Here is a 23,136-nt window from a genome sequence, read left to right on the forward strand (position 1 = left end):
TTTCGGTTTAGGGCAGATCGGGGCAGCTGCTCAAGATCTGTGCGGCACGTTCGGATGAAGGTCGTCGATGATGATTGGGTGTGCGTGCGGTCCTGATCCGGTCAGATGCGGGTGATCGGCCGGCAGATCAGGGTGATCATGTTCAATCACTTCCTGATCAAGGCGCGGCCATAAACTGAACGCGCCAACCACACCGGCCACAGACAGCGTTGCCATGCTGCTGAGCGCCACTGTTGGTCCGAATGCAGTCATTAGCCACCCTGCAAGCGGGTAAAGCACCAGCCAACAGCCATGCGACAGGGTAAACTGAGCTGCAAAAACAGCAGGGCGGTCTTCGGGATGAGCCGACCGGGTCAGCAAGCGACCCGAGGGTGTCAGAGTGGTGGAATATCCAAAACCGGTAAACGCCCACAACAAGGTCAGCAGGCCAAGTGACAAGGGAACAGTTGCTGCCAGAATCGCGGCCACAGCCATGGACCCTGTGGCAAAAACGGCCCCCGAGATCATAACCCGACGATCCTCGATCCGATCCAGAAGGCGGGGCAGGGTAAAGGCGGCCAACATCGAACCGCCTCCGAATCCGGCCAGCGCAATGGCCACTGCGCTTTCCGACAGTCCCAGATTGGCGCGCACGATGACCACGGTGTTGACGATCACCATCGAGCTCAGCGCAGCCGCGCTCCAGCTGAGTGCGAGCAACCCGCGCAACCGGGGTGTTTTCAAATAGATTCGAATACCGCGTGTGGTGCGGTCATAGATTCCGCGGGGTTTGGTTGGTTTTGGCGACGGAAGGACGACGGAGACCACCAGCAATGCCGAAGCGGCAAAGCCCAATGCCGTCCCCCAGAACAAGCTGTTGAAGCTGACCAGCAGCAACAGGGCTGCAGCAAACATCGGGCTCAGCAGGCTTTCCATGTCGTACGCCAGGCGCGACAGGGACAGGGCCCGTGTATATTCCGCTTCATCCGGCAACACGTCAGGGATCGTTGCCTGAAAGGCAGGTGTGAACCCGGCCGAAGCCGATTGCAGCACAAAGATCAACACGTAGATCTGCCAGATTTCCGTCACGAAAGGCAGGCACAGTGCAACGGCCGCGCGGATCAGGTCCAAAACGACCAACATCTTGCGGCGATCCAAACGTTCGGCAAAGGCGGCCGCCAGCGGTGCGACGGTGACATAGGCAATCATCTTGATCGTCAGCGCAGTGCCCAGAACCAGGCCCGCAGCATCCCCCGCCAGATCGAATGCCAGCAGGCCCAGGGCAACAGTCGCCAATCCGGTGCCTGTCAAGGCGACGATCTGAGCGGCGAACAGGTGGCGGTAGGTGCGGTTCTTCAGAATGCTCAGCATGGTTTAGAGGTATTTCGTAATCGCTTTGAAATCTTCGATCCCGCTGCCAGCGTCGTCGGCGGACAAGCAATGATCGATGTGATCGTGAATCAACGCGCGTTTGGCATTGGTGACAGCCTTTTCCACGGCGAACAACTGTTGGGCAACGTCCGAACAGGGGGCCTGGCTTTCCAGCATGGCAATGACTTTGGCCAGGTGCCCGTGGGCACGCTTTAGTCGGGCCGTGATTTGTGGATGCGACTCATGGGTATGATTAGACATGGTATATCCTTATCCTCCCCATGAGGATAAGATCAAGAGCCTGGCGCTGAACAGCCCGCGATTTTTGGACGGCGTTGAGTTTAGGGGCCAAACCGCCTATCTCGGGGACAAAAGCGCTCAGAGGATTAGTCGCGTGGCGAACCATTTGTACAAAAACGATCTGCCCGACGGGCTGGATCTGGGCCCTGTTGTGGCCATTGATTGCGAAACCATGGGGTTGAACCCGCATCGCGACCGCTTATGCGTGATCCAGATGTCGGGTGGTGATGGCAACAGCCACATCGTTCAGGTTGAAAAAGGGCAAACCGAAGCACCAAACCTGTGCGCCATGCTGGAAAACCCTGACGTGCTTAAGCTGTTCCATTTCGGGCGGTTTGACATCGCAGCCATGTACCACACCTTTGGTGCGCTGGCCGCTCCGGTTTATTGCACCAAGATCGCCAGCCGTCTGGTGCGCACATACACTGACCGCCACGGCTTGAAAAACTTGTGTCAGGAACTGATCGGTGTCGACATTTCGAAACAACAGCAGATGAGCGATTGGGGAGCCGAGTCTCTGACAGATGCTCAACTGGACTATGCAGCCTCGGATGTTCTGTACCTGCACCGCCTACGGGATGAATTGAACAAGCGCCTTGCACGTGAAGATCGGACCGAGATGGCGCAAGCCTGTTTTGAATTCCTTCCGATGCGTGCGAAACTGGACCTCGCAGGCTGGCCCGAAACGGATATTTTTGCACACTCATGACTGATAACGAGTCCTTTCTGAAAACCGCCCGTCAGGTCGTTACAGATGAAGCCCGCGCGCTGGACGTGTTGGCTGAAAGTCTGGACGACCATTTTGCAGAAGCCGTGCAAATGATCCTGCAGGCGAAGGGTCGCATCATCGTGAGTGGGATCGGTAAATCGGGTCACATCGGTCACAAGATTGCCGCCACTTTGGCCAGCACTGGTACGCCAGCCTATTTTGTACATCCGGCCGAGGCCAGCCATGGTGATCTGGGCATGGTCTCCAAGGGTGACGTGGTATTGGCGATCTCGAATTCGGGCGAAGCGCCGGAACTGGCCAATCTGCTGGCCTTTACCCGCCGGTTCGGGATTCCGCTGATTGGTCTATCCAGTAAGCCTGAAAGCACGCTGATGAAACAGGCGGATGTGCATCTTCTGATCCCGTCTCTAGGTGAGGCATGCGGCTTTGGCATGGTTCCTTCGATCTCGACGACATTGACCTTGTCAATGGGCGATGCGCTGGCGATTGCTTTGATGAAGTACCGGGATTTCAAGCCCGAGAATTTTCGTGACTTTCATCCAGGTGGCAAGCTTGGCGCGCAGCTCAGCAAGGTGCGCGATCTGATGCACGCGGATATGCCTGTGGTCACGTCCGGCACTCCGATGAGCGAGGCTTTGTTGGTCATGAGCCAAAAAAGCTTTGGTGTCGTTGGTGTCACCGATGACGCAGGCCGCCTGCTGGGCATTGTCACCGATGGCGACTTGCGCCGCAATATGAACGGGTTGCTGGACAAGAGCACCCAAGAGGTCATGACCCGTGATCCGATGACGATTGCGCCAAACGCGCTGGCGGAAGAAGCCGTTGCGATCATGAATGAGCGCAAGATAACCTCTTTGTTCGTGGTCGACCCTGACGCTGACGGACAGGCGCAGGGCTTGTTGCACATCCACGACTGCCTGCGCGTCGGTTTGGGCTGAGGGAGGGCGACGTGGACAGATATTCCCGCATGGTGCAGTTCCTGAAGGTGCTGTTGCCGCTTGCGGCGATTGTCTTGCTTTCAACCGTCTTCTTGCTGTCCCGAAGCATCGAAACAAATGTATCTGTGCCGTTCGCGCAAAATGACATTGATGAACGGCTGGCCCAGCAAGTTGTAACGCAGCCAAACTATCAGGGGACCACGCGCAAGGGTGAGGACGTGCATATCGAGGCAACGCAAGCGACGCAGGGCAACGAGAACGCGACCCCGACTGCCTCGGAATTTCGTGGCCGGTTTGGCCTGCTGAACGGTGGAACGATACTGCTGGACTCCAACTCGGGTTTAATCCGCCCTGACGAAGGCACAGCCACTTTTGTCGGCGACGTGGTGATCACCACCGCTGACGGGCTTCAGGTCACAACCGATCTGCTTAACACATCCTTGGATGAAATCCGCGGCGACACGCCGGGACAGGTGAATGGTACCGGGCCGATCGGCAACTTTTCCGCCGGGCGCATGACTTTTGGGACGGAAAAAAAGGATGGTCCGGTCCATATTGTTTTTACAGATGGTGTGAAGCTGATATACGAGCCTGAAAAGGCAGAAAGATAACTTGTGTTCGATTTTCGTTTTGTTCCACTGTGTCTCGCTGTAATCGCGGGTACCGCGGCCGCGCAAGAGGCGCAGGTGGCCTTTGGTTCTGCAAATGCCGACCCAAGCCTGCCGGTTGAGGTGACTTCGGAGACATTGAACGTCAATCAGGAAGATGGATCTGCCGAGTTCATTGGCAATGTCATCGTTGTGCAAGGCGAAATGCGGCTTACGGCGGAACGTGTTCTGGTGATCTACAACCAGGAACGCTCGGCCATTGAACGGATGGAAGCGACCGAAAACGTGGTTCTGGTCAGCCCACCGGACGCAGCCGAAGGGGATTGGGCAGAGTACACAATCGATTCCGGTGTGATTGTGATGAAGGGCAATGTCCTTCTGACGCAGGGACCCAGCGTCATCAGTGGCGATCAGATGAACGCTAATCTGACAACAGGTAAGGCGACTATGACCGGGCGGGTCAAAACGATCTTGCAGCAGGGCAACAACTGATGGCGGGTCCGAACCTGACATTGGCCGAAGGCAGTTCAGGCCTGCGCATCGACAAGCTGCGAAAATCTTACCGGAAAAAGACGGTTATTCGCGATGTCTCGATGACGCTGGACCGGTCCGAGGTCGTAGCGCTTTTGGGGCCGAACGGGTCAGGCAAGACCACGACCTTCTATTCCGTCGCAGGGCTTGTGTTTCCCGAAGCAGGTAAAGTGACAATTGATGGTCAGAACGTCACAACTCTGCCGATGTATCGGCGTGCACGCTTGGGGATCGGCTATTTGCCGCAGGAAATGTCGATTTTCCGCGGTATGAGTGTCGAAGACAACATTGCCGCTGTATTGGACATTACGGTTCCACACGCACACAGGCGTAAGGAACGCCTGGAAGAACTGTTGTCGGATTTTTCCATAGAACATTTGCGCCGAGCGCCCGCCTTGGCCCTGTCCGGTGGTGAACGCCGCCGTGTCGAGATCGCGCGCTGTTTGGCGGCCGATCCGAAATATCTGCTTTTGGACGAACCTTTTGCAGGGGTTGATCCGATCAGTGTCGGGGATATTCGACATCTGGTGGCCGACCTCAAAAAACGGGGAATCGGTGTGTTGATCACGGATCACAACGTCCGGGAAACGCTGGAAATTGTGGATCGCGCCTATATCCTGCATGACGGCCAGGTGCTGATGTCCGGCACGCCCGACGAAGTTGTCGAAAACGAGAATGTGCGTCGGGTCTATTTGGGCGAAAACTTCCGTATTTCATAGGCTTGAACCGGTTTGCATCAGATGCATGACGGAAATCGCGTATATACACGCCTGTTTTGATTGACTCTTCCTTCGTCTCTTGCCTCAATTGGACTATGGCATTTACTCGGTTCCAGTCTGGATCTCGATCTCCCTTCTTTGAAGGGCAGGACTTAAGGCAACCGCAGAAAATGCCGCGACCCCCCACCCGATAAAAAAAAGTTCGTCGCGTACCGTGACGTCAGAATGGGTGTGAATTGTGAAGGAGATCACATGCGTTACCAAATCAGCGGAAAACAGATCGACATCGGCGCGGCCTTGCAGACACACGTGCAAACCGAGCTGGGCGAGGTTGTGGGCAAATATGCTCAGCGGCCGACAGATGCCAACGTCGTCTTTTCCCGTTCAGCGCATGAATATGTATGCGAAACAACGGTGCACCTGTCCACGGGGCTGACAGCCCAGGCCAAGGCGCACGCTACCGAGATTTACGCAGCGTTTGAGGCATGCTGCGACAAGATGGAAACCCAATTGCGCCGCTATAAGCGCCGCCTGAAGGACCACCACAAGGACCGGGCAGAGCCGGTTGAACTCTTTGGTGCGTCCTCTTATATCCTCGCCTCTGACGAATCGGACACGGCGGACGAGCCCGAATCGCTGCAGCCCATGATTGTGGCTGAGATGGAGACGAAAATTCCGTCTCTGAGCGTTGGGGAAGCTGTGATGCAAATGGAACTTGCTGGCGCTCCGGTGCTGGTGTTCAGGAATGAGAACAAGGATGGATTGAACGTTGTCTACCGTCGCGATGACGGTAACATCGGCTGGATCGATCCGTAACAGGCAAGAAAACGGGGCCGCACCCGCACACGCGGGTGCCGTGCCATGGAGCGTGATCATGGAGCTTTCGAGCATACTCAAGCCCGAGGCAGTGCGTGTACTTTCAGCCGCTTCCAGCAAGAAGCGGTTGTTTCAGGAAATCGGTGACGTTGCCGCCGCGACCCAGGGCCTTGATGCCCAGGCGGTTGTCGACTCTCTGCTTGAGCGCGAAAGCCTTGGGCCAACCGGAGTTGGACATGGCGTCGCGCTGCCCCACGCGCGCCTGTCTGAACTTGAGGCGGTTTCAGGCGTCTTCGTCATGCTGGAAAAACCGATCGATTTCGGTTCGGTTGATCGTCAGCCGGTGGATATAGCCTTTGCGCTGTTCGCGCCTGAAGAGGCGGGTGTGGATCACCTCAAAGCGCTGGCTTTAGTGTCGCGTACGCTGCGGGATACCTCGGTCTGCACCAAACTTCGGGCGAACCCCGATCCGGTCAAGCTCTATGCAATTTTGACCGAAGCTCAATCCATGCAAGCTGCATGATGGAATAAAAAAGCCCCCGAAATTGGGGGCTTTTTGCAAAATCTCTGAACTGGATCAGCCGCCGGTTCCCATTTCCAGCGTCCACCAGATCTTTCCACCATTTTCCTGATGCCAGGCGAACCCCATCTGGGTTGCCTTCGGGTCCATAATCACAGCGCGTGGTCCGGGTTCTTGCATCCAGGCCGCCAGTGTCTCGGTCTCGGTCTCGTAGGTTTCGGAAATCGCTTCGCCCAGGAATGTACCAAAATATCCGACCCGCGCGGCCCGATCGATTGGAGACGACCCATCCGACCCAAAGTGCCAAGGGCGGTTCTGGCGTGCCATATCCTTTGAGTGAGTCGCAGCGGCCGCGTTCAGCTGAGAGTTCAATTGCACAGACTGCAGGCCCTGAGCCTGACGCAAGGCATTGACCGAATCAAGCATTCGGAATTGCAGTTTTTCGGGATTGCCGCGGATTTTGTAGACCGTGGGCAAGGGGCGGCCATCCGCACCAATAGTGGTGGGCTGGGTGCTTGTACATGCCGCAAGCGCGACAAAGCAAATCAACAGTAAAGAAACGATACGCGTCATGATCGACCTGATAATTGTGTTGTCACCCGGCATAGCGTGCCTGACTGCGCTGAGCAAACGTACATTCGTCTATACTCGCGTGATTCTGCCGGTTTGGTTTGCGACTGAAGCATTCTCGCAATAGAATGGACCAGATTTCAGAGCTTACTAGAACACAGGACCCGTTCGTCATGGTCAAAAAGCGTATTCTGTCACCCACGCGCCGGGTGTTTCTGTCCGGTGTAACCGCCTCGCTGGCGACACCGGCGCTGGCGCAATATATTCCAGGCGACCCGCTGCGCCCTGCACCCGAGCCCGAACCGCCCGTGCGCCGGAATGTGTCAGGGTTCCGTGCTCTGGACTGGCAGCCCTATTTCTCGAACACGAGGAACGGGGCAATTTTGGTCGATACAGTGTCACGCGCGCTGCATTATTGGTCAGATGATCAATCTACATACAAACTCTACCCCTCTTCGGTGCCTTTGACCGAAGAGATGACCCGTCGCGGACGCACCAGCGTGATCCGTAAAGTTGAAGGCCCTAGCTGGTCGCCAACGCCGTCAATGAAGAAAAGAAACCCTGAATGGCCGGACTATATCCCGCCAGGGCCAGATAACCCTCTGGGAACCCACGCTTTATATCTGGGTTGGAAATATTACCGCATCCACGGCACCCATGATACGCGCAAAATCGGGCGCCGCTCGTCAAATGGCTGTATCGGGCTCTTCAATGACGATATCGCCGAGCTCTTTTCTATGACGAAGGTCGGCACGCAAGTGTTGCTAATTTGACGACATTTTCCCGCACGAACCCGCTTAGCGCTCAAGTTGCAATTGCATTCCAGCGCCAATGCTGATTAGAAAAAAACACGAGGTAAGTCTTAGGTGCGCGGTTCCGGGCATTGGAACCGTGCAAATTCTGGAGGTTAATATGAAAAAACTCGTTCTCGCCGCAGCTCTGACCGCCGCAGCTTCGACCGCATACGCAGGCAACCTGGAAGAGCCGGTTGTTGAAGCACCTGTTGTTGTTGAAGAAACTCAGGGTTCTTCGCAGGGCATCCTGCTGCCGCTGATCCTGCTGGTTGTTGTTGCTGCTGCTGTTGCTGCAAGCTAAGCCAACACGGAATTCTTGAAAAAGGCGGTGGAGCAATCCACCGCCTTTTTTGTTTCTGAAAGCCAAAACAGGCGAAAAGCGTTCAAAACCAATTGAATCGCTCGCGCCGTGCGTTGTGTTCCGCAAAGCTAGTCCAGCCAGCCGCGCAGATTGTCCTCGACGATCTTGCCCAGGGCGGCGATATGTGCGTCGTCGTCGTTCAGACAGGGGATGTAGGTGAAGGTTTCACCGCCTGCTTCTTCGAAGCTTTCCTTGATCTCTTCGTTGATCTCTTCGAGCGTTTCGATGCAATCGGCCGAGAAGGCCGGGGCGATGACGGCAATGTTCTTCTTACCTTGCTTTGCCAGATCCGCCACGTGATCCACGGTGTAAGGCTTCAGCCATTCTTCCGGACCGAATCGCGACTGAAATGTCGATACAAGCTGGTCGTCTGACCAACCCAACCGCTCTTTCAGCAGCCGGGATGTCTTTGCACACTGGCAATGATAGGGATCCCCTTGCTGAAGATAGCGATCCGGCATTCCGTGGTACGAACAGACCAGAATGTCAGGTTTTGTCTCCATTTCCGCATAGGCGCGCTCAACAGATTGGGCCAGCGCGTCGATGTAACTGGGCTGGTCGAAATAGGCAGGCACTGTGCGGGATGCTGGTTGCCAGGCTTCGTCCATCAACGCGCGGAAAAACTGGTCGTTGGCCGTGGCCGTCGTTGCGCCTGCGTATTGCGGATAGAGCGGGAAGAACAGAATGCGGTCACATCCTGCGGCCACCATCTCGCGCACTTTGGATTTGGTTGACGGGTTGCCATATCGCATACAGAAATCGACCATTACCTGGTCGCCGTACCTGTCATGCATCGCCGCCCGCAGCTTGGCGGTCTGATCCTTGGTAATCGTCATCAACGGGCTTTCGCCTTTGTCGTGATTCCAGATCGATTTATAAGCTTCGCCCGAGCTGAAAGGCCGCTTGCTCAGGATTATGGCTTGTAGAATCGGCTGCCATTTCCATTTCGGATAATCGATGACACGCTGATCTGACAGAAACTCGTTCAGATACCGCCGCATGGGCCAATAGGTATAATCGTCCGGCGTGCCCAGATTGGCAAGCAAAATGCCGACGCGACCCATCCTGATCTTTGGATGATCCGTAGGAGCGTGTGCAGGGCGGGTAGCGTCGAACATATGGGACTTCCTGAATTTCTTGTGATCCGGCCTGAGATAAGGGGATTTATCCGCACGTCAATCAGGCAGTTTGCCCTCGGTGGTGCGCAAGGCGTCTGCCAGACGGGCTTGGGCCGATCCTGGGCGTAACGGTTTGGGTTGGCTATCGTGCGGCGACCATCCGGTCAGGCAGATCAGGTCGAATGTTGCTGTCAGGCGGCCTGAAGCGGTCGAAAAGTGATCCGCATAGATACGCTGCGCGGCCTCGAACACAGCCCGTCTGGTCGGGCGCTTCAGCCGTGCCGACAAGGCGTTGGTTTCACCCATATGCCGCAGATCGCGCATCAGATGCCAGATGTCGCGGTATTCCGCCGTCAGCGGCACCGCGTCCGCTACAGGCAAAGCCAGACCGGCCCGTTGCAACAATCCACCCATGTCTCGAAGTTCCGCCGTCGGAGCGATGCGAGGGCTCAGGCCGCCTGTGATCTCAATCTCAGCCTGTCCCAATGCGGCGCGCAGTTCGTGCAAAGTTTCCCCGCCCAAACACACGACCAGCAAAAGCCCGTCGGCCTGCAATGCCCTGTGGCATTGGATCAGCTGCCCAACCGGATCATTGGCGCAATGCAGGGCCATTGCGTGGATGACCAGATCATGGGCGCCGGGCTGAAGCGCCAGCACGTCGTCATCCTGGACCAAGGCAGCACCCGAAAAAACATCGTCCCAAAGCCGCGGAAACGAGCTCACGATCGCAGGCGCTGTAAAGGCTTTGTTAACCATAGAGAGCCGATCCTGCACCTCGTCAATTGCGGCGCGATGCAGGAAGAAGGCGTCATCCTGTGAACGGGCGCGGTGGCGCAGGATGGTTTTGCGATCAAACAGAGAGGGTGCGTTGGGCTCGGGCAGTTTCATGGCACGCAAGTATCGCATCGCGCAGCGGATTCAAACCGCACTTGCACTGATTTACCCACCCCGCTGCATGGGATGCGGCGCGCTGACCGAGTCAGATTTTGGGCTGTGTGGATCCTGCTGGCGTGAAACGCCCTTTATTGGAGGCACCGTTTGCGAAAGCTGCGGAGTGCCGTTGATGGGTGCGCAGGATGGGTATCGGATTGAATGCGACGATTGTCTGAAAGCCCCACCGCCATGGGATGCTGGCCGATCAGCGTTGATGTATGATGGCAAGGCGCGGTCGCTGATTCTTGCTTTGAAACATGGTGACCGGCCCGAACTGGCTCGCCCAGCAGCCCGTTGGATGGCGCAAGCGGGGCGTGAACTGCTACGACCGGATATGGTGATCGCCCCGGTGCCGCTGCATTGGTCTCGTCTGCTCAAACGGCGCTACAATCAGTCGGCCCTGTTGGCGCAGTATCTGGGTCAGGACAGTGGGCTGGACTGCGTTCCTGACCTGTTGGTGCGAAACAGACGAACACCGGTTCTGGATGGCAAAACGGCGCAAGAGCGGGCCGAGGTTCTGAAAGATGCGATTCGCGTCCACCCGCGCAGGGCAAGGCATCTGAAAGCCCGCGACGTGTTACTGGTGGATGATGTGATGACCTCTGGCGCGACGTTGGCCGCCTGTACCCGAGTGTGTCAGGCCGCAGGGGCAAATCATATTTTCGTGTTGGCACTGGCGCGCGTTGCCAAGGATGCCTAATTCGCCCAAGATTGCGCGAAACCCGAAGGGAACGGAAAATGAAGCCGGTAGAAATCTATACCTCGCCGCTATGCGGTTTTTGTCATGCGGCCAAACGTCTGCTGAAACAAAAAGGCGTTGAGTTCAAAGAAGTCGACGTGCTGATGCACCCCAAACGTAAACCCGAGATGATCCAGCGGGCCGGTGGCAAACGCACCGTGCCGCAGATTTTTATCGGCACTCAGCATGTGGGTGGCTGCGACGACCTGTATGAACTGGAACGTCAGGGCAAGCTCGACCGGCTGCTGGCGGCCTGATGAAGACCGCGCTGCTACAGATCACCTCGTCGGACGATCCGGCCGAAAATCTGGACATGGTGCGCGCCATGATGGCTAAGGCCGCCGGGCAAGGCGCGCGGTTCATTTTGACGCCTGAGGTTACGAACTGCGTTTCGACCAGCACCACGCGGCAGCGCGAGGTTCTGCAGCATGAAGAAGACGATATCACCCTGGCGGGCTTGCGCGAAGAGGCCGCCAAACTGGGCGTATGGCTTCTGATCGGTTCGCTGGGGATCAAAACCCACGACGCGGATGGTCGCTTTGCCAACCGGTGCTTCATGATCGATCCGCAGGGTCAGGTCGTGGCGCGCTATGACAAAATCCACATGTTCGACGTGCAGGTCACGGAAACCGAGACTTTCCGCGAATCGTCCAACTACCGGCCCGGCGCCCGCGCGGTTGTGGCTGAGACCGATTTTGGCAAGGTGGGGCTGACCATCTGTTACGATATCCGCTTCCCCCATTTGCACGCTGCTCTGGCGCAGGCGGGGGCACACATTCTGACCGTTCCAGCGGCGTTTTCACCTGTGACTGGTGCCGCGCATTGGGAATCGCTGTTGCGCGCCCGCGCGATCGAGACCGGGTGTTGGGTGCTAGCTCCGGCGCAGACCGGAGAACATCCCAAAACGCGCGGAAAAACCCGCTACACGCACGGCCACAGCATGGTTGTCGCCCCGTGGGGGGAGGTGCTGATCGACGCAGGTACCGATCCGGGCATTCACATTTTCGATTTGGATGATAGTTCTGTGGCAGAGGCGCGCCGACGTGTGCCCTCATTGACGCATGTGCGGCCTTTCGACAGGCCCTGATCCAGAACCGGACTTATGACGGACGAAAAAAATGCCCTGGCGGTCACGCTGTTCAGCGAGATTCTGACTGCAGACCAGTTGTTGCGCAACCGGCTGAGCCGGGTGCTGCCCAAGGGCATGGAAATCTCGCATTTCTCGGTGCTGAACCATCTGGTGTTTGTTGGGGATGAGCGGACCCCGGCGCAACTGGCCAGCACCTTCCACGTCACGCGCGGAGCCATGACAAACACCTTGGCCAAGCTGGAATGGGCCGGATACATCCACATCCGCCCCGACTGGGACGACGCCCGCCGCAAGATGGTGGCGATCAGCCCCGCCGGTCGCCGTGCGCGGGATCAGGCGATTTCGTCGATTGCCCCGCTGATCAACCGCGTGGTCGGAGAACTGGGGCTGGAGCGTGTCCGCAGCACGTTGCCGGTGTTGAGGGATTTACGGTTGCAGTTGGAGGGGGAGTAGGATTCACCCCGGCTTCACACTCGCAGTCACGTAATTCACGCTCAGATCCCGATCCGAGATCGACCAGCTCCACAAGATCGGGTTGAACACAAACCCCTTGCGATCCACCGGGTCCAGCCCGGCCTGGCGCAGTAGCTCGAACAGTTCGTCAGGTGTGATGAACTTGTTCCACTCATGCGTGCCGCGCGGCAACCAGCGCATGACCACCTCGGCCCCGAAGATGGCCATCGCATAGGATTTCGGATTGCGGTTGATGGTCGAACAAATCTTTAGCCCGCTGGGTTTCAGCAAGTGTTGCGTAGCGGTCAGGTAACTTTGCGGGTCGGCGACATGCTCGACAACTTCCATGTTCAGCACAACGTCGAACTGCTCACCAGCGGCGGCCATGTCTTCGGCCGTGGTGTGGCGATAATCAATCTCCAAGCCCGATTGTTCCGCGTGGATGCGGGCGACAGGCAGATTGCGTTCGGCTGCGTCGGCGCCCACGACCGTCGCACCCAAGCGCGCCATCGGTTCACTGAGCAGCCCGCCACCGCAGCCGATATCCAGCAGGCGCAGGCCCTCGAACGGGTTCGGCGCGGTCAGATCACGGTCAAACTCACCTGCGATCTGCTGTGTGATATAATCCAGACGGCACGGATTCAGCATGTGCAGAGGTTTGAATTTCCCATGAGGATCCCACCATTCCGCCGCCATCGCCTCGAATTTTGCGATCTCGGATGGGTCCACCGTGTTCGGATGCGCTTGCATTCCTGTCTCCGTGTGCTCTTTTACGCCTAAGGACTATATAGGGCCATAATGGACAAGTACCCGGACCAAAAGCGCGCAGTTCAATATCTGTACCCGCCGATCGACCCGTTCGATCAGCGCATGGTCGATATGGGCGATGGGCACCGTATCTATGTGGAACAATGCGGCAATCCCGATGGGATACCGGTTGTTATCCTTCACGGAGGCCCGGGGGGCGGCTGCAGCCCTGCTATGCGGCGCTATTTTGATCCGCGTGCGTACAGGGTGATTCTGTTTGATCAGCGTGGATGTGGTCGGTCCAGACCCACCGCATCGGTCGAAAACAACACGACGTGGCATCTTGTCGCTGATATCGAGCGGCTGCGTGAACTGTTCGAAATTGATGAGTGGATCGTGTTTGGCGGAAGCTGGGGGGCGACGCTGGCGTTGATCTATGCGCAGACGCATCCGGATCGGGTCAGCCGTCTGGTGCTGCGCGGTGTGTTTCTGGCCACGCAGGCCGAGCTGGATTGGTTCTATGGCGGCGGGGCCGGGCGGTTCTGGCCCGAGCACTGGCAGAAATTCACTGCCCTGCTGCCCGAGGGTGAGCTGGACGATACAATTGCCGCTTATAATAAGCGCCTGTTCTCGGGCGATCGCGCGACCGAGATCCTGTATGCACGCGCCTGGTCGCATTGGGAAAATGCGCTGGCCTCGATCCATACCAACGGATCGGTGGGCGAAAGTCCGGGTGAATATGCCCGCACCTTTGCGCGGCTCGAGAATCACTATTTCATCAACAAGGCGTTTCTGGAGAGGGATGGGCAGATTCTGGATCAGATGGACCGGATCGCCGATATTCCCGGACATATCGTTCAGGGGCGGTATGACATGATATGCCCGCCTCAGGCTGCATGGAATCTGGCTGAACGCTGGCCCAATGCCGAGTTGAAGATGGTGCGGCAGGCAGGCCATGCGCTGTCTGAACCCGGCATTAGTGCCGAGCTTGTGCGCATCATGGACCGCGTGGCGGAGGGTGTAGCATGACCCGGATTGACCGCCGTGCCTTGTTTGCCTCGGGTGCTGCAGCCGCGCTGCTGGCGGCGACCGGTGCGTCCTTGGCGGATACGCCGAAGAAAGGCGGCACGTTGCGGCTGGCCGTTCCGCGCGACGACAGCCTTGAACAAGTTGCACGCGGGGCTGTTTTCGACACCCTGACCGAGATTGCACCCGACGGAACGTTGCGGGGTGAGCTTGCAACAGGGTGGCAGACCGATTCCGACGCACGGATCTGGACCTTTGATCTGCGCGATGATGCGGTCTTCCACGACGGCGCGCCGTTGGAAATTGCCGACGTTTTGTCCGTTCTGGCGGAAGTTGGTCGTGCCGAAGCCATGGCCCCCAATCGCGTGCACTTGGAATTGGCTCAGGCCAGTCCGGGTCTGCCGTTCATGTTGGCGGACAGCCGGTTTGTTATTACGCGAGCGGGGCAAACTGTGTCGCCATTGCACGCCGCCAACGGCACTGGCTGTTACCGCGTCGAACGGGCCGAGGATGGACGGCATTTCCTCGGTCGCCGCCTGGCTGGGCATTACAAGGATGGTCAGGCCGGATGGGTCGATGCGATAGAGGTCATCGTGATCCCGGATGCCAGCGTGCGGGCCGAAGCGCTGCGCGATGGTTATGTAGATGTGGCGGCTCTGCCGGATAAGGCGGAAATGCAGGGCGTGCGCGGTCTTCGGTTTCACCCGTCCGAGGCGGACATCGCCCTTGCAGTAGCTGGCGCTGTCGGGATGCCACGCCAGATTGCCGGGTCGTCGGTGCTGGACGATGGCCGTATCGCAGAACGGTGGTGGATGGCGTAAATTCGGCTGCGACTCCCGCCGGGGGTTGCAGACTCGGACCATCCTGCGTATATGCAGTTTCAACAGCGGCGCGTTGGACTTCTGGTTCAAGGCTCCACCGGAAAATTCGACGGGCCGCGCGCCCGTTTTTTTGTGCCCGATTGAAGGGTAGAGAACCAGATGACAAACGACCTGATAGCCAAAGCTGCCATTGACCGGCGACTGGCCGAGATCATCACCCCCGTGATTGAGGATCTGGGGTATGAACTTGTGCGCATTCGCTTGATGAGCGGCAAGCAGACCACGCTGCAGATCATGGCTGACAAGCCAGACGGTGGCATCGAAGTGGACGACTGCGCCGAGATTTCCAATGCGGTCAGCGCCACGCTGGACGTCGAGGACCCGATCCTTGACGCCTATACGCTGGAAGTGTCCAGCCCCGGCATCGACCGTCCTCTCACGCGCCTCAAGGATTTTGAGACGTTTGAAGGCTATGAGGCCAAGATCGAGACCGCCGAGCTGATCGACGGTCGCCGCCGTTTTAAGGGTGAATTGGCCGGGATCGAAGGGGATGAGGTTCTGATCAACATCCCCGAGGGGGACGAGACGATCACCATCGGTTTGCAATTCGACTGGCTGAGCGACGCCAAGTTGGTCCTGACCGATGACCTGATCAAGGAAATGCTGCGCCAGCGCAAAGACGCCGGTGCCCTGAACGAAAACGCTTTCGACGAGATTGAGACCGAAGGGTCCGAAGAGGAGACGAACTGATGGCAATCACCTCAGCCAACCAGCTGGAGCTGCTGCAGACCGCCGAGGCCGTGGCCCGCGAAAAGATGATCGACCCCGGTCTGGTTGTTGAAGCGATGGAGGAATCGCTCGCCCGTGCCGCCAAGAGCCGTTACGGCGCGGAAATGGACATTCGCGTGTCCATCGACCGCAAGACCGGCAAGGCGACCTTCACTCGCGTGCGCACTGTTGTCGAGGATGAAGAGCTTGAGAACTATCAGGCCGAGATGACCGTCGAGCAGGCGCGCCAGTACATGGAATCGCCCGAGGTTGGTGACGTCTTCGTCGAAGAAGTGCCGCCGGTTGAAATGGGCCGGATCGCGGCGCAGTCTGCCAAGCAGGTGATCCTGCAAAAGGTCCGCGAAGCGGAACGTGATCGTCAGTACGAAGAATTCAAGGATCGCGCGGGCACCATCATCAACGGTGCCGTCAAACGCGAAGAGTTTGGCAACGTCATCGTCGATCTGGGTGGTGCCGAGGCCGTTCTGCGCCGCAATGACAAGATCGGTCGCGAAAGCTATCGCCCAAATGACCGCGTGCGCGCCTATATCAAGGAAGTGCGCCGCGAAGTGCGTGGCCACCAGATCTTCCTTTCGCGTACCGCGCCGGAATTCATGGCCGAGCTGTTCAAGATGGAAGTGCCGGAAATCTATGACGGCATCATCGAGGTGAAGGCCGTGGCCCGTGACCCCGGTTCGCGCGCCAAGATTGCCGTGATCTCGTATGACGGATCGATTGACCCAGTCGGTGCTTGCGTCGGTATGCGCGGCAGCCGCGTGCAGGCCGTTGTGAACGAACTGCAGGGCGAAAAGATCGACATCATCCCGTGGAACGAAGATCAGCCGACCTTCCTGGTGAACGCGCTGCAACCCGCCGAGGTCTCCAAGGTGGTTCTGGACGAAGAAGCCGGCAAGATCGAGGTTGTCGTGCCGGAAGAGCAGCTGAGCCTTGCCATCGGTCGCCGCGGTCAGAACGTACGTCTGGCAAGCCAGCTGACCGGTCTGGACATCGACATCATGACCGAAGCAGAAGAATCGGCGCGTCGCCAGAAAGAGTTCGAAGCCCGCACCAAGCTGTTCATGGACAGCCTGGATCTGGATGAATTCTTCGCACAACTTTTGGTCTCGGAAGGCTTTACCAACCTCGAAGAGGTCGCCTATGTCGAAATCGATGAACTGTTGGTCATTGACGGTGTTGACGAAGGCACCGCGCAAGAACTGCAGACACGTGCCCGCGAATTCCTGGAAGCACAGGCGAAAGCGGCTTTGGACGCGGCCCGTGCACTGGGCGCCGAGGACAGCCTTATTGAATTTGAGGGCCTGACACCCCAGATGGTAGAAGCGCTGGCCAAGGATGATGTGAAGACCTTGGAAGACTTCGCAACCTGTGCCGACTGGGAACTGGCCGGTGGCTGGACCACAGTCGATGGCGAACGCATCAAGGATGACGGTGTACTTGAACCTTTCGGTGTGACGCTGGAAGAGGCGCAGGACATGGTCATGACTGCGCGTATCCTGCTGGGTTGGGTTGATCCGGCCGAGCTGGAGCAGACGGAAGAGGATGTCGACGGCGACGCAGAAGATGAGGAGGTCGAGGCCTGATCCCAGGCCTCGGGTGGCGCGAATGGGTCGCGGTGGCGTCCATAAGGATCGGTCTGACGGACCCGAACGCAAGTGCATCGCCACGGGCGAAGTTCAGCCCAAATACGGGCTGATCCGCTTTGTGACGGGACCGGACGGTCAGGTTTATCCCGATGTTGCGGCAAAACTGCCGGGGCGCGGGGTCTATGTGGCGGCAGATCGCGCCGCACTGGACAAGGCGGTTGACAAGAAACTGTTTGCGCGCGGGTTCAAGGCACAGGTTTCTGTGTCGAAGGATCTGAGCGACGAAGTTGAAAAACAGATCGCGCGCCGCGTGGTTGAGTTGCTCAGCCTGGCGCGCAAGTCCGGTGACGCGGTTGCCGGATACGAAAAGGTCAAGACGTGGCTGGACCGGGAAGAGGCGCAAGTGCTGCTTCAGGCCATTGATGGATCGGGGCGCGGCAAGTCCAAACTCAGCACGCCGCACTTCGGAAAATACATCGGTTGGCTGACTGCGGACGAATTAGGGCAGGCATTTGGGCGCCAAACGGTGATTCATGCTGCCATGGCCTCTGGCGGACTCGCCAAACGTGTTGTAGAGGAAGCGCAGCGCCTGCGTGGCTTGCGCGAAACGGATGACGGCGGCAGGGGCCGCGCGGAAGGGTAAGAAGCTTTATGAGCGATAATGACGGCAAAAAGACATTGGGTCTTCGTGGCGGGGCACGCCCCGGAAATGTGAAACAGAGTTTCAGCCACGGACGCACCAAGAATGTCGTGGTGGAAACCAAACGCAAGCGCGTGGTGGTCCCCAAGCCGGGCGCGGCAAAGCCGGGTGGCAGTGCTGCACCTTCGGGTGATCCGTCGCGTCGCCCTGCGGGTATTTCCGACGCGGAAATGGCACGCCGGATGAAGGCATTGCAGGCCGCCAAGGCGCGCGAGGCTGAAGAGGCCGCCGCCCGCGAGGCTGCAGAAAAGGCGCGCGAAGAAGAGCGTGCCCGCCGCCGTGCGGAACAGGAAGCCAAGGAACGCGAACAGCGTGAAGCTGAAGAGCGCGCCCGCCAAAAGGCGGAAGAGGAAGAGCGCAAGCGCAAAGAGGCGGAAGAAGCCGCCAAACGCGCCGCTGCAGCGCCCGCACCGGAAGAGCCTAAAGCGGCACGCGCCCCGGCCAGCAAGCCTGCACCCGCTGCGACCCCGCGCAAGCAGGATCGCGAACGTGAGCAGCGCGGTCGCGGCAAAGGTCGCGACGATAACCGCCGTTCGGGCAAGCTGACACTGGGTCAGGCCACTGGTGGCGAAGGCAACCGCCAACGCTCGATGGCTGCGATGAAGCGCAAGCAAGAGCGTGCGCGCCAGAAAGCCATGGGCGGCACGGTTGAGCGGGAAAAGGTGATCCGCGACGTACAGCTACCCGAGGCGATCATGGTCTCGGAACTGGCCAACCGTATGGCCGAGCGCGTAGCTGACGTTGTCAAATCGCTGATGCAGATGGGCATGATGGTCACGCAGAACCAGACCATCGACGCTGACACGGCTGAACTGATCATCGAAGAATTTGGCCACAAGGTCACGCGTGTTTCTGATTCGGATGTTGAAGACGTCATCAAAGAGGTCGAAGACAGCGATGAAGATCTGAAGCCGCGCCCGCCGGTCATTACCATCATGGGTCACGTTGACCACGGTAAAACCTCGCTGTTGGATGCGATCCGCGATGCGCGTGTTGTGGCGGGCGAGGCCGGTGGCATCACCCAGCATATCGGCGCCTATCAGGTGAAAACCGAGGGCGGCACCACGCTGACCTTCCTGGATACACCGGGCCACGCGGCGTTTACGTCGATGCGTTCGCGCGGTGCGCAGGTCACGGATATCGTGGTTCTGGTTGTTGCGGCTGACGATGCAGTGATGCCGCAGACGATTGAGGCGATCAACCACGCCAAGGCGGCAGAAGTGCCGATGATCGTGGCGATCAACAAGGTCGACAAGCCGGATGCCAACCCGGACAAGGTGCGCACCGATCTGCTGCAACACGAAGTGATCGTCGAGAAAATGTCGGGTGAGGTTCAGGACGTCGAAGTGTCCGCCATCACCGGTCAGGGTCTGGACGAGCTGCTGGAAGCCATCGCGCTGCAAGCCGAAATTCTGGAACTGAAAGCCAACCCCGACCGCGCCGCCCAGGGTGCTGTGATCGAGGCGCAGCTGGATGTGGGCCGCGGTCCTGTGGCCACCGTTCTGGTTCAGAACGGCACTTTGCGCCAGGGCGACATCTTCGTTGTGGGTGAGCAATACGGTAAGGTCCGTGCGCTGATCAACGACAAGGGCGACCGCGTCAAGGAAGCTGGCCCCTCGGTTCCTGTCGAGGTTCTGGGCTTGAACGGCACGCCCGAGGCCGGTGACGTACTGAACGTGACCGAGACCGAAGCGCAGGCCCGCGAAATCGCGGCCTATCGCGAACAAGCCGCCAAGGACAAACGCGCCGCCGCTGGTGCCGCGACGACCCTTGAGCAGCTGATGCAGAAGGCGAAAGAAGACGAGAACGTGGCCGAGCTGCCGATCCTCGTCAAAGCTGACGTGCAGGGGTCTGCCGAGGCCATCGTTCAGGCGATGGAGAAGATCGGCAACGACGAAGTACGCGTGCGAGTGCTGCATTCGGGCGTGGGCGCGATTACAGAGACCGACGTCGGCCTGGCCGAAGCGTCAGGCGCACCGGTCATGGGCTTCAACGTCCGTGCCAACGCATCGGCGCGGAACACTGCGAACCAGAAAGGTGTCGAGATCCGCTATTACTCGGTGATCTATGACCTTGTGGACGACGTGAAGGCGGCTGCTTCCGGCCTGCTGAGCGCCGAAATCCGCGAGAAGTTCATCGGCTATGCCGAGATCCGTGAAGTCTTCAAGGTCACAGGTGTCGGCAAGGTTGCCGGCTGTCTGGTCACCGAAGGCGTTGCCCGCCGTTCCGCAGGCGTCCGCCTGCTGCGCGACAACGTGGTGATCCACGAAGGCACGCTGAAGACACTCAAGCGCTTCAAGGACGAAGTCGCCGAAGTTCAGTCGGGTCAGGAATGCGGTATGGCGTTCGAGAACTACGACGATATCCGCGCGGGCGACGTGATCGAAATCTTCGAGCGCGAAGAGGTCACCCGGACACTGGATTGATCCGGTTCAGAACTCAATTACCAAGAGCGGTCCCCTGGGCCGCTTTTTTTCGCTATTTCTGAACTTTAAAGCCTGCTGATTCGGCAAGGCAGACATTGGCGTTGCGAACAGTAACGGCAAACCTTCTCTTGTTAGTTCCTCTCAATATGGCTGGACTGACACACTCAATGACTTGCGTGCGTTGCATACAGTATTTTGGGTCCGACACTCAGGGACCAAGAATCCTTCTTTTAATATGGCTATTGGTCCCGTGTTTGCGAAGTGTAATGGGCCGTTTTTTAGGGAAAGCTGAATCGCCATCTTCTAGGCCTTAGTCAACTTGATTGATGCAGATTCGGTAGTCGAGCGAGTCGAGTTTTCCTATAATTCTATCGAGATATGTAAACCTGTTACGCGCTAGGGAGTTACATGGTACTTATTCTGCTGCTATATTTCGGGGTTCTTTGGCTGATCTTCTTCAAATTGAAACTGCTGCAATGGAACCGAACCAGCAAAACTATCTCTGCTCTAGTTGGTTTGGGTATTTGTCTTTACGTTGTTGCGCAATTGAATACGACCACGCCGTCGGGTCGTGTTGCCGTCATGGGTGTGGTAGTGGAAATTGCACCGTCTGTGCGCGGTGTCGTTACTGAAGTTCCAGTAACGCCTAATCAATCCGTCGCGGCCGGAGACGTGCTCTTCCGAATAGACCCAGCACCTTATTAGGCTGCTGTTGACGAGGCTGAAGCCTCTGTGGAAATCGCAACCTTGACATTGGACCGACAGCAATCCGCGTTTGACAAGAACCCGGGATTGTCGGTTTCGCAACAGGATCTTGATGAAGGCCGCGCAGCGTTGGATGCCGCGAAGGCACAATTGCGTTCTGCGCTGATTGACTTGGAAGACACTACAGTATTTGCACCGCAGGCCGGTATTGTTACAGCCGTAAATCTGTCGCCGGGCAATCAGGTTCGATCCACAGCCTCGGTTATGCCCTTTATCGCAACAGACTCTTTACGCTTGGTTGGTGTGTTCAAACAAAACGGATCAGGTGTGTTGACAGCAGGCATGCCGGCGGAAATTGTTTTGGACGCGGCACCAGGAAAGATCCTGAATTCCAGCGTTTCATTGCTCTCTCCGGGCACTTCAGGCGGACAAATACCGGTGAGTTCAGATCTGCTTTCTGCTGCTTCCATAGGATCAAGCTCTGAAGTCCTAATTATTCTGGATTGGCCGGATGATCTACCGGCGCATGCGGCACAACTTGGTATGGTTGGCTCAGCGACAGTCTACAGTCCTAATGCCGGACCATTTGAGATACTTGCGAAGATCCTCCTTAGAATTCGGGGGCTTGTTGCTTATCTCTGAGTCTCATCTGCGCGCATTTTTGTTCGGAAAATCTTTTACTTTGAACCGCTTGTTCAATGGGTGCAAACAAAGCATCAAAACAAATCAGCCTCATTGTTGTTGTTAAATTTATTCGCGATTTCGGGTAGAGATGGGTTCAGCAACGGTGGGAACACAGGCTTAAGCAAGAGCCATGAAAAACCAGCCCGCTTTGGGCTAAAAGCTGTCTTCCGTAGTTCCGGCAAAAACCTTGGATCAATTCCGTCAACCTTAATCTTGGCGAAAGGGACAAGTCTGTTTGAAGCCCAATACCGTAACTATCGCGTGTCCGGCAAAAATGTCCCCGGATGCATGATGATATCGAAATGTTGCATCCCCTGTTTCAAATCGAAACTGACCGAATGCCCGGCCTTGCGCAGCAGTTCCGCATAATCCCGGCTTTGTCGGATGAACTCGGGCGTGTCCCTTTCCGCCACTGTCACGTGATAGCGCGGGCCGGGGGGCGGCAGGTGCCGGATAGGTGACAAGTCATGAATCTCGACCGGGGTCAGTTGCAGCGGCTCGTTGATCGGCGTCAGGCTGATCGGCTCCAGATCATAGATGCCGCTGATCAGGATCACGTCGCGCACGCGCAAACCCGCGCGGGCAAGGTCGTTGGCTGAACTGGCCATGACCATACTTGCCAATTGCGCCCCGGCGCTGTGCCCGGACAACGTGATCCGCGATGGGTCAAAACCCAGATCAGACGCATTGGTTGCCAGCCAGAGCAATGCATCGCGGCATTCTTCGACCATCTCTCCGACCCGCGCATCTGGTGCGAGTGTGTAGTTCAGGGTCGCAAACGACTGTTCAGCCTCGATCAGCGCAGGTGCCATCATCGCCGAATCGCGTTGGCTGAGGGCTTGCCAATAGCCCCCGTGAATAAAGACATGCAGCGGCGCACCGGCCCCTTTTGCGGGAAAGAAATCAAGGACCTGAGCGGTTGCATCACCGTAAGAGATGTTCCCGATCACTTCCATCTGTGCGCGGTGCTGTGCGCTGAGCGCGGCGTAGCTGTCCAGATAGGGTGTGAGGTCTCCGCCGATCATTGAAGAGGGGGAATACTCCTGATCCAACTCGGCCTGCGTGAACCCCCGATACAGCATTGC

At 57.8% G+C, this 23,136-nt stretch carries 29 protein-coding genes; 22 read left to right on the top strand and 7 right to left on the bottom strand.

Going from position 1 to position 23,136, the window contains the following annotated elements; translation table 11 throughout:
* Positions 1-30: 30 nt before the first annotated feature.
* Both ACXADZ_RS00365 and ACXADZ_RS00370 read right to left on the bottom strand, forming a co-directional pair.
* Entirely contained in the window at positions 31-1,350 is a 1,320-nt protein-coding gene (locus ACXADZ_RS00365; protein WP_475191750.1) for an MFS transporter, read from the bottom strand.
* 3 nt (positions 1,351-1,353) lie between these two features.
* Positions 1,354-1,611, bottom strand: coding sequence for a metal-sensing transcriptional repressor (locus ACXADZ_RS00370; protein ID WP_171671597.1), 258 nt, complete (start codon positions 1,609-1,611; stop codon positions 1,354-1,356).
* A 133-nt stretch (positions 1,612-1,744) separates the two neighbouring features.
* Between ACXADZ_RS00370 and ACXADZ_RS00375 the strand changes: the two genes are divergently transcribed.
* From ACXADZ_RS00375 to ACXADZ_RS00405, 7 genes are all read left to right on the top strand, one after another.
* Positions 1,745-2,359: a ribonuclease D gene (locus ACXADZ_RS00375; RefSeq protein WP_475191755.1), complete on the top strand. Its 615-nt coding sequence runs from the start codon at positions 1,745-1,747 to the stop codon at positions 2,357-2,359.
* Entirely contained in the window at positions 2,356-3,318 is a 963-nt protein-coding gene (locus ACXADZ_RS00380; RefSeq protein ID WP_475191756.1) for a KpsF/GutQ family sugar-phosphate isomerase, read from the top strand. Before ACXADZ_RS00375 ends, ACXADZ_RS00380 begins: the two co-directional genes overlap by 4 nt.
* Before the next feature lie 11 nt (positions 3,319-3,329).
* A complete protein-coding gene (lptC, locus tag ACXADZ_RS00385; protein ID WP_475191758.1) occupies positions 3,330-3,929 on the top strand; it encodes an LPS export ABC transporter periplasmic protein LptC in 600 nt (199 codons plus the stop codon).
* A gap of 3 nt (positions 3,930-3,932) precedes the next feature.
* A complete protein-coding gene (locus tag ACXADZ_RS00390; RefSeq protein ID WP_256367978.1) occupies positions 3,933-4,418 on the top strand; it encodes an LptA/OstA family protein in 486 nt (161 codons plus the stop codon).
* Positions 4,418-5,176: an LPS export ABC transporter ATP-binding protein gene (gene lptB, locus ACXADZ_RS00395; protein WP_475191762.1), complete on the top strand. Its 759-nt coding sequence runs from the start codon at positions 4,418-4,420 to the stop codon at positions 5,174-5,176. The genes ACXADZ_RS00390 and lptB overlap by 1 nt, the downstream gene beginning before the upstream one ends.
* A gap of 252 nt (positions 5,177-5,428) precedes the next feature.
* Positions 5,429-5,992: a ribosome hibernation-promoting factor, HPF/YfiA family gene (gene hpf / locus ACXADZ_RS00400; RefSeq protein ID WP_050605577.1), complete on the top strand. Its 564-nt coding sequence runs from the start codon at positions 5,429-5,431 to the stop codon at positions 5,990-5,992.
* 58 nt (positions 5,993-6,050) lie between these two features.
* Positions 6,051-6,515 carry a PTS sugar transporter subunit IIA gene (locus tag ACXADZ_RS00405; protein WP_171096653.1) on the top strand — a complete coding sequence of 155 codons (465 nt, stop codon included), beginning with the start codon at positions 6,051-6,053 and terminating at the stop codon, positions 6,513-6,515.
* Between the two features lie 54 nt (positions 6,516-6,569).
* On the opposite strand, the gene dalA is transcribed toward ACXADZ_RS00405, so the two are convergent.
* Positions 6,570-7,085 (bottom strand): divisome-associated lipoprotein DalA, encoded by a 516-nt coding sequence (dalA, locus tag ACXADZ_RS00410; protein WP_171096538.1) that lies wholly within the window; start codon positions 7,083-7,085, stop codon positions 6,570-6,572.
* Between dalA and ACXADZ_RS00415 the strand changes: the two genes are divergently transcribed.
* From ACXADZ_RS00415 to ACXADZ_RS00425, 3 genes are all read left to right on the top strand, one after another.
* A complete protein-coding gene (locus ACXADZ_RS00415; protein ID WP_256367977.1) occupies positions 7,084-7,209 on the top strand; it encodes a hypothetical protein in 126 nt (41 codons plus the stop codon). The two genes, dalA and ACXADZ_RS00415, sit on opposite strands and share 2 nt — an antisense overlap.
* Positions 7,210-7,255: 46 nt before the next feature.
* Positions 7,256-7,855, top strand: coding sequence for a L,D-transpeptidase (locus ACXADZ_RS00420; protein WP_475191767.1), 600 nt, complete (start codon positions 7,256-7,258; stop codon positions 7,853-7,855).
* A gap of 139 nt (positions 7,856-7,994) precedes the next feature.
* Positions 7,995-8,177, top strand: coding sequence for a hypothetical protein (locus ACXADZ_RS00425; protein ID WP_117870963.1), 183 nt, complete (start codon positions 7,995-7,997; stop codon positions 8,175-8,177).
* Positions 8,178-8,305: 128 nt separating this feature from the next.
* Here the strand turns inward: ACXADZ_RS00425 and hemH are convergent, their stop codons facing one another.
* Positions 8,306-9,355, bottom strand: a complete 1,050-nt coding sequence (gene hemH, locus ACXADZ_RS00430) for a ferrochelatase (RefSeq protein ID WP_475191774.1) — start codon at positions 9,353-9,355, stop codon at positions 8,306-8,308.
* A gap of 57 nt (positions 9,356-9,412) precedes the next feature.
* Positions 9,413-10,243 (bottom strand): SAM-dependent methyltransferase, encoded by an 831-nt coding sequence (locus ACXADZ_RS00435; RefSeq protein WP_475191778.1) that lies wholly within the window; start codon positions 10,241-10,243, stop codon positions 9,413-9,415.
* Here ACXADZ_RS00435 and ACXADZ_RS00440 point away from each other — a divergent pair.
* The 4 genes from ACXADZ_RS00440 to ACXADZ_RS00455 are packed head-to-tail and all read left to right on the top strand — an operon-like array spanning position 10,242 to position 12,570.
* Positions 10,242-10,988, top strand: a complete 747-nt coding sequence (locus ACXADZ_RS00440) for a ComF family protein (protein WP_475191782.1) — start codon at positions 10,242-10,244, stop codon at positions 10,986-10,988. The genes ACXADZ_RS00435 and ACXADZ_RS00440 overlap by 2 nt on opposite strands.
* Before the next feature lie 38 nt (positions 10,989-11,026).
* On the top strand, positions 11,027-11,284 hold the full coding sequence (gene grxC, locus ACXADZ_RS00445; protein WP_050605571.1) for a glutaredoxin 3: 258 nt from the start codon (positions 11,027-11,029) through the stop codon (positions 11,282-11,284).
* Entirely contained in the window at positions 11,284-12,114 is an 831-nt protein-coding gene (locus tag ACXADZ_RS00450) for a carbon-nitrogen hydrolase family protein (RefSeq protein WP_475191786.1), read from the top strand. The genes grxC and ACXADZ_RS00450 overlap by 1 nt, the downstream gene beginning before the upstream one ends.
* 15 nt (positions 12,115-12,129) lie before the next feature.
* Entirely contained in the window at positions 12,130-12,570 is a 441-nt protein-coding gene (locus ACXADZ_RS00455; RefSeq protein WP_170334681.1) for a MarR family winged helix-turn-helix transcriptional regulator, read from the top strand.
* Between the two features lie 3 nt (positions 12,571-12,573).
* Here ACXADZ_RS00455 and ubiG read toward each other — a convergent pair whose 3' ends face one another.
* Positions 12,574-13,320, bottom strand: a complete 747-nt coding sequence (ubiG, locus tag ACXADZ_RS00460) for a bifunctional 2-polyprenyl-6-hydroxyphenol methylase/3-demethylubiquinol 3-O-methyltransferase UbiG (protein WP_475191792.1) — start codon at positions 13,318-13,320, stop codon at positions 12,574-12,576.
* Positions 13,321-13,368: 48 nt separating this feature from the next.
* Between ubiG and pip the strand changes: the two genes are divergently transcribed.
* From pip to ACXADZ_RS00500, 8 genes are all read left to right on the top strand, one after another.
* Positions 13,369-14,346: a prolyl aminopeptidase gene (pip, locus tag ACXADZ_RS00465; protein ID WP_171188110.1), complete on the top strand. Its 978-nt coding sequence runs from the start codon at positions 13,369-13,371 to the stop codon at positions 14,344-14,346.
* A complete protein-coding gene (locus ACXADZ_RS00470) occupies positions 14,343-15,164 on the top strand; it encodes an ABC transporter substrate-binding protein (protein WP_475191797.1) in 822 nt (273 codons plus the stop codon). Before pip ends, ACXADZ_RS00470 begins: the two co-directional genes overlap by 4 nt.
* Before the next feature lie 159 nt (positions 15,165-15,323).
* Positions 15,324-15,914 (top strand): ribosome maturation factor RimP, encoded by a 591-nt coding sequence (rimP, locus tag ACXADZ_RS00475; protein WP_152459779.1) that lies wholly within the window; start codon positions 15,324-15,326, stop codon positions 15,912-15,914.
* A complete protein-coding gene (gene nusA, locus ACXADZ_RS00480; RefSeq protein WP_171096521.1) occupies positions 15,914-17,533 on the top strand; it encodes a transcription termination factor NusA in 1,620 nt (539 codons plus the stop codon). Before rimP ends, nusA begins: the two co-directional genes overlap by 1 nt.
* 22 nt (positions 17,534-17,555) lie before the next feature.
* Positions 17,556-18,179 (top strand): RNA-binding protein, encoded by a 624-nt coding sequence (locus ACXADZ_RS00485; RefSeq protein WP_475191799.1) that lies wholly within the window; start codon positions 17,556-17,558, stop codon positions 18,177-18,179.
* An 8-nt stretch (positions 18,180-18,187) separates the two neighbouring features.
* Complete coding sequence (gene infB, locus ACXADZ_RS00490; protein WP_171096518.1) at positions 18,188-20,662, top strand: translation initiation factor IF-2; 2,475 nt, start codon at positions 18,188-18,190, stop codon at positions 20,660-20,662.
* Positions 20,663-21,070: 408 nt separating this feature from the next.
* Entirely contained in the window at positions 21,071-21,367 is a 297-nt protein-coding gene (locus tag ACXADZ_RS00495; RefSeq protein WP_475191803.1) for a hypothetical protein, read from the top strand.
* A gap of 87 nt (positions 21,368-21,454) precedes the next feature.
* Positions 21,455-22,009, top strand: a complete 555-nt coding sequence (locus ACXADZ_RS00500) for an HlyD family secretion protein (RefSeq protein ID WP_475191804.1) — start codon at positions 21,455-21,457, stop codon at positions 22,007-22,009.
* A 296-nt stretch (positions 22,010-22,305) separates the two neighbouring features.
* On the opposite strand, the gene ACXADZ_RS00505 is transcribed toward ACXADZ_RS00500, so the two are convergent.
* Positions 22,306-23,133 carry an alpha/beta hydrolase gene (locus tag ACXADZ_RS00505; protein ID WP_475191806.1) on the bottom strand — a complete coding sequence of 276 codons (828 nt, stop codon included), beginning with the start codon at positions 23,131-23,133 and terminating at the stop codon, positions 22,306-22,308.
* Between the last annotated feature and the right edge of the window lie 3 nt (positions 23,134-23,136).

The organism is Ruegeria sp. ABM4_193 (assembly GCF_056158705.1).

What these genes read in the sequence shown, in the direction of transcription:
- ACXADZ_RS00365 (WP_475191750.1), bottom strand. Translation starts at nt 1,350, where the DNA reads ATGCTGAGCATTCTGAAGAACCGCACCTACCGCCACCTGTTCGCCGCT.
- ACXADZ_RS00370 (WP_171671597.1), bottom strand. Translation starts at nt 1,611, where the DNA reads ATGTCTAATCATACCCATGAGTCGCATCCACAAATCACGGCCCGACTA.
- ACXADZ_RS00380 (WP_475191756.1), top strand. Translation starts at nt 2,356, where the DNA reads ATGACTGATAACGAGTCCTTTCTGAAAACCGCCCGTCAGGTCGTTACA.
- lptB (WP_475191762.1), top strand. Translation starts at nt 4,418, where the DNA reads ATGGCGGGTCCGAACCTGACATTGGCCGAAGGCAGTTCAGGCCTGCGC.
- hpf (WP_050605577.1), top strand. Translation starts at nt 5,429, where the DNA reads ATGCGTTACCAAATCAGCGGAAAACAGATCGACATCGGCGCGGCCTTG.
- ACXADZ_RS00405 (WP_171096653.1), top strand. Translation starts at nt 6,051, where the DNA reads ATGGAGCTTTCGAGCATACTCAAGCCCGAGGCAGTGCGTGTACTTTCA.
- ACXADZ_RS00415 (WP_256367977.1), top strand. Translation starts at nt 7,084, where the DNA reads ATGATCGACCTGATAATTGTGTTGTCACCCGGCATAGCGTGCCTGACT.
- dalA (WP_171096538.1), bottom strand. Translation starts at nt 7,085, where the DNA reads ATGACGCGTATCGTTTCTTTACTGTTGATTTGCTTTGTCGCGCTTGCG.
- ACXADZ_RS00420 (WP_475191767.1), top strand. Translation starts at nt 7,256, where the DNA reads ATGGTCAAAAAGCGTATTCTGTCACCCACGCGCCGGGTGTTTCTGTCC.
- ACXADZ_RS00425 (WP_117870963.1), top strand. Translation starts at nt 7,995, where the DNA reads ATGAAAAAACTCGTTCTCGCCGCAGCTCTGACCGCCGCAGCTTCGACC.
- hemH (WP_475191774.1), bottom strand. Translation starts at nt 9,355, where the DNA reads ATGTTCGACGCTACCCGCCCTGCACACGCTCCTACGGATCATCCAAAG.
- ACXADZ_RS00440 (WP_475191782.1), top strand. Translation starts at nt 10,242, where the DNA reads ATGGCACGCAAGTATCGCATCGCGCAGCGGATTCAAACCGCACTTGCA.
- ACXADZ_RS00435 (WP_475191778.1), bottom strand. Translation starts at nt 10,243, where the DNA reads ATGAAACTGCCCGAGCCCAACGCACCCTCTCTGTTTGATCGCAAAACC.
- grxC (WP_050605571.1), top strand. Translation starts at nt 11,027, where the DNA reads ATGAAGCCGGTAGAAATCTATACCTCGCCGCTATGCGGTTTTTGTCAT.
- ACXADZ_RS00450 (WP_475191786.1), top strand. Translation starts at nt 11,284, where the DNA reads ATGAAGACCGCGCTGCTACAGATCACCTCGTCGGACGATCCGGCCGAA.
- ACXADZ_RS00455 (WP_170334681.1), top strand. Translation starts at nt 12,130, where the DNA reads ATGACGGACGAAAAAAATGCCCTGGCGGTCACGCTGTTCAGCGAGATT.
- ubiG (WP_475191792.1), bottom strand. Translation starts at nt 13,320, where the DNA reads ATGCAAGCGCATCCGAACACGGTGGACCCATCCGAGATCGCAAAATTC.
- pip (WP_171188110.1), top strand. Translation starts at nt 13,369, where the DNA reads ATGGACAAGTACCCGGACCAAAAGCGCGCAGTTCAATATCTGTACCCG.
- ACXADZ_RS00470 (WP_475191797.1), top strand. Translation starts at nt 14,343, where the DNA reads ATGACCCGGATTGACCGCCGTGCCTTGTTTGCCTCGGGTGCTGCAGCC.
- rimP (WP_152459779.1), top strand. Translation starts at nt 15,324, where the DNA reads ATGACAAACGACCTGATAGCCAAAGCTGCCATTGACCGGCGACTGGCC.
- nusA (WP_171096521.1), top strand. Translation starts at nt 15,914, where the DNA reads ATGGCAATCACCTCAGCCAACCAGCTGGAGCTGCTGCAGACCGCCGAG.
- ACXADZ_RS00485 (WP_475191799.1), top strand. Translation starts at nt 17,556, where the DNA reads ATGGGTCGCGGTGGCGTCCATAAGGATCGGTCTGACGGACCCGAACGC.
- infB (WP_171096518.1), top strand. Translation starts at nt 18,188, where the DNA reads ATGAGCGATAATGACGGCAAAAAGACATTGGGTCTTCGTGGCGGGGCA.
- ACXADZ_RS00495 (WP_475191803.1), top strand. Translation starts at nt 21,071, where the DNA reads ATGGTACTTATTCTGCTGCTATATTTCGGGGTTCTTTGGCTGATCTTC.
- ACXADZ_RS00505 (WP_475191806.1), bottom strand. Translation starts at nt 23,133, where the DNA reads ATGCTGTATCGGGGGTTCACGCAGGCCGAGTTGGATCAGGAGTATTCC.